Origin of the sequence: Streptomyces sp. NPDC005485, from assembly GCF_040606085.1 — a bacterium.
GTDB lineage: Bacteria > Actinomycetota > Actinomycetes > Streptomycetales > Streptomycetaceae > Streptomyces.
The window spans coordinates 1-4437 of the sequence record NZ_JBEXDZ010000290.1; the positions used below are offsets into that span (position 1 = coordinate 1).

Genomic DNA, 4437 nt, shown 5'->3' on the forward strand with positions numbered 1-4437 from the left:
CAACGAGTACAAGACCGCCGACTCCGAGCACCTCCTGGAGACCACCGGCAAGGAACTGCGCAAGCTCATGTCGTGGGTCAACGACGACGAGGCGTAAGCCTCACGGCGAAGGGGCCGGAGCATCCCGCTCCGGCCCCTTCGGCGAACCCCGGGTAACGCCCGCGAACACGGCGTTGTCCACCCCGTCCAGCCACGGACGGGTGATCCTTCCACGGAGGCGTAAGGCCGCCTTCGTCGCGGCACTACACTGCTGCACAACATACGCGTCAGGCCCACAGCGTCGTGCGTCTTCTACGCGGCAAGCACCCTCCACCGCCTGCGGCCGTCGGGACGGCCGTCCGCATCGGCATTGGATTTGTGAGGACTCACGTGAGCTCGAAACCTGTCGTACTCATCGCTGAAGAGCTGTCGCCCGCGACCGTCGACGCCCTGGGCCCGGACTTCGAGATCCGGCACGCCAACGGCGCGGACCGCGCCGAGCTGCTGCCCGCGATCGCGGATGTCGACGCGATCCTGATCCGCTCGGCCACCAAGGTCGACGCGGAGGCCGTCGCGGCCGCCAAGAAGCTGAAGGTCGTCGCACGAGCCGGCGTCGGCCTGGACAACGTGGACGTCTCCGCCGCCACCAAGGCCGGCGTGATGGTCGTCAACGCCCCCACCTCGAACATCGTGACCGCAGCCGAGCTGGCCTGCGGTCTCCTGCTCGCCACCGCGCGCCACATCCCGCAGGCCAACTCCGCGCTGAAGAACGGCGAGTGGAAGCGCTCCAAGTACACGGGCGTGGAGCTGGCCGAGAAGACCCTCGGTGTCGTCGGCCTCGGCCGTATCGGCGCGCTGGTCGCGCAGCGCATGTCGGCGTTCGGCATGAAGGTCGTCGCGTACGACCCCTACGTCCAGCCCGCCCGGGCCGCGCAGATGGGCGTCAAGGTCCTGTCGCTGGACGAGCTGCTCGAGGTCTCCGACTTCATCACCGTGCACCTGCCGAAGACGCCCGAGACGGTCGGTCTCATCGGTGACGAGGCGCTGCACAAGGTCAAGCCGTCGGTGCGCATCGTCAACGCCGCGCGTGGCGGGATCGTCGACGAGGCCGCGCTGTTCTCCGCCCTCAAGGAGGGCCGGGTCGCCGGCGCCGGCCTCGACGTGTACGCGAAGGAGCCCTGCACGGACTCCCCGCTCTTCGACCTCGACGAGGTCGTCTGCACCCCGCACCTCGGCGCCTCCACCGACGAGGCCCAGGAGAAGGCCGGTGTCTCCGTCGCCCGCTCGGTGCGCCTCGCCCTCGCCGGTGAGCTCGTGCCGGACGCGGTGAACGTCCAGGGCGGCGTCATCGCCGAGGACGTCAAGCCGGGCCTGCCGCTCGCCGAGAAGCTCGGCCGCATCTTCACCGCCCTCGCGGGCGAGGTCGCGGTCCGCCTCGATGTCGAGGTGTACGGCGAGATCACCCAGCACGACGTGAAGGTGCTGGAGTTGTCGGCGCTGAAGGGTGTCTTCGAGGACGTCGTCGACGAGACCGTCTCGTACGTCAACGCCCCGCTGTTCGCCCAGGAGCGCGGCGTCGAGGTACGGCTGACCACCAGCTCGGAGTCCTCGGACCACCGCAACGTGGTGACCGTGCGCGGCACGCTCTCCAGCGGCGAGGAGGTCGCGGTCTCCGGCACGCTGGCCGGCCCGAAGCACCACCAGAAGATCGTCGCCGTCGGCGAGTACGACGTCGACCTCGCGCTCGCCGACCACATGGTCGTCCTGCGCTACGCCGACCGTCCCGGCGTGGTCGGCACCCTCGGCCGCATCCTCGGCGAGGCCGGCATCAACATCGCGGGCATGCAGGTCTCCCGCGCGGTCGCCGGTGGCGAGGCCCTCGCGGTCCTCACCGTCGACGACACGGTTCCCGCCGCGACGGTGGCGGAGCTCGCGGAGGAGATCGGCGCGACGTCGGCTCGCTCGGTCAACCTCGTCTGAGGTTGCCCGAGCCACTGGGGGCTCCGCCCCCAGACCCCCGTTCGCCCTGAACGGGCTTGTCCTCAAACGCCGGACGGGCTATTCAGCCCCTCCGGCGTTTTGAGGAGCGGGGGTTCGGGGGCGCAGGGGGCGAGAAACTCCTACTCCGCCTCGATCAGCCCCTCCCGATACGCCACGGCAACTGCCTCCCCGCGGCTGGCAGCCCCCAACTTCGCCAGGATGTTGGAGACATGCACGCTCGCCGTCTTGCCGCTGATGTACAGCTCCTCGCCGATCTGGCGGTTGGAGCGGCCGCGGGCGAGGAGGCGTAGGACGTCGTTCTCGCGGGAGGTCAGGACCGCGGCGCCCGTGGTGGGCGGGGCGTCGGCCAGCCGGCCGCGGCGGACGAGTGTGTCCAGGGCGTCCAGCAACGGCGTCGCTCCCAGCCGGGCGGCGGTCTCACGAGCCGCGCGGGCCTGTTCGGCGGCCTCCGCGCGACGGCCCTCCGTCAGCAGTGCCTCCGCCAACCTGCGCCTGCACCGGGCCAGTTCGTACGGGTCGCCGTACGCGAACGCGGTGACCGCCTTCTCCCAGACCGCGACCTGCGGCCCCGACAGCGCCCGCGTCCACTCCGCTTCCGCGCGGGCCAGCCAGGCGAGGCCCTCCGGACCCTGCTCGGTGCCGTCCTGGCCCTTGGCGGCCGTGCCGCGGGCCAGCTCCACCAGCTCGGTCGCGGTCGGCGCCCAGCCCTCGGCGCCCGCCGTGTCACCGGTCAGGCGCAGCTCCTCGGCCCGGTCCGCGAGCGCGGCCAGGGCGAGCGCCGCGAGCCGTACGCCGACGTCCGGCCGCTCGTTGGTCGCCCCGTCGGCCAGGGTGGCGAGCGTGCCGCGGACGTGCTCGACCGCCGCTTCCGGATCGCCCCGCAGGGCCGCGTCGTCGGTGAGCACGATGCCCGCGACGAGCCTCGCCATCCAGTCGAACGGCTGGTCGAGGAGGGCGCGGGCGCGGTCGACGGCGGACCGGTTGCCGCGGGCCAGCGCCACATAGAGGGCGGGGCCGGTCGCGAACCGGCTGGCGACGGGCAGCTGTTCGGTGTCGGCGTCGGCCGCCCGTGCGCACTCGTCCCAGCGGCCCAGCGTGTAGAGGATCAGGGACTGGAGGTAGCGCAGCTCCAGGGCGTACGGCGAGGCGAGGAGTCCGGTGCGGCCGGCGCGCTCCAGCCCGTCGGAGAGCCAGGTCAGGCACTCGTCGAGGGCGCCCGCCTCGTAGCTCCCGATGCCAAGGCTGAACAGCGCGCGAATCTCGACGGATATGTTGCCCGCGCTCCGGGCCAGTTCGCGGGCCCGCCGCAACCGGTCCCGGCCCTCGGACGTGCGTCGGCCGGGTCCTTCGATACCGACCAGGGAGATCATCAAGTCGGCCTGGGCGTCGGCCAGTCGGAGCTCCTCGGCGGTGCGCAGCGCCTGGTGGGCCACGCGCCGGGCGGACTCGTCCTCACCCACGAACCGGGCCGCCATCACGTGGGTGGCCGCGGCCCACACCCACGTACGCGACGGGGGCTCGGCCGGGATCATCGCCAGCGCCTCGCTGCTGTACGCGAACGCGGCCGTCAGGTTGTCGACGCGCAGGAGGTTGCCGGCGAGGGTGTAGCGGACGCGGGCGGCGAGTTCGGAGTCGGTGTCCGAGCCGGCCCGGGCGAGCGCGGTGCGGGTGAGGGAGACCGCGCGGTGGCTCTCCCCGGCGTGCATGGCCGCGGCGGACGCGCGCAGGGTGAGGGCGACGGTGTCCTGGTCCTCGGGGCGCGCGGCCGGGTCCACCGCGGGCCACAGCTCCAACACCGTCTCCAGATGGCGCAGTTGCTCCGCGGGCGCGCCGACCCGCTGGGCGTGGTCGGCCGCTTCGAGGGAGGCGGAGAGCGCGTCGGCGAGGTCGTGGCTCTCGCGTGAGTGGTGGGCGCGCTCGGCCGCGCTCTTGGCCGGGTCACCGCGTCCGGCCAGCAGATGGGCGAACGCCCGGTGCAGCCGGACGCGCTCCCCGGGCAGCAGATCGGTGTAGACGGCCTCGCGGGTGAGGGCGTGCCGGAAGGAGTACGTGGCGTCGTCGCCCGGGACCAGGAGCATCCGGCCGACGGCCTCGCGCAGCGCCGACTCCAGCTCGTCCTCGGCCAGTTGGACGGCGTCGCGCAGCAGGTCGTGCTCGACGCGGCGTCCGGCGACGGCGGCCGTGCGCAGCACCTGCTGGGCGGTCTCGGAGAGCTGCTCGATCCGGATGAGCAGGACGTCGGCGAGGCCGCTCGGCATCGCGCCGGACTCCGGACCGGAGCCGCCGGGCGGGGTCTCGGCGGTGGCGGCGAGCAACTCCTCCGCGTAGAAGGCGTTTCCCTCGGCGCGCTCGACGATCCGCCGGACGGTGGTGTCCGGGACGGCGGACGTGGGGTGGGGCCCCCCCAACCACGACCCCCACCACAACCGCCCAGGCCCCCAGTCGCAGCCCTCGGAC

Annotated in this window: 1 protein-coding gene and 1 pseudogene; one reads left to right on the forward strand and one right to left on the reverse strand. The window is 72.9% G+C overall.

Annotation, left to right across the window (positions count from 1 at the left end):
- Positions 1 to 369: 369 nt before the first annotated feature.
- Positions 370 to 1959, forward strand: coding sequence for a phosphoglycerate dehydrogenase (gene serA / locus ABZS97_RS43445; RefSeq protein WP_356149392.1), 1590 nt, complete (start codon positions 370 to 372; stop codon positions 1957 to 1959).
- Between the two features lie 140 nt (positions 1960 to 2099).
- Here serA and ABZS97_RS43450 read toward each other — a convergent pair.
- A pseudogene (locus tag ABZS97_RS43450) lies at positions 2100 to 4361 on the reverse strand (LuxR C-terminal-related transcriptional regulator); the annotation flags it as partial.
- Positions 4362 to 4437: the final 76 nt, after the last annotated feature.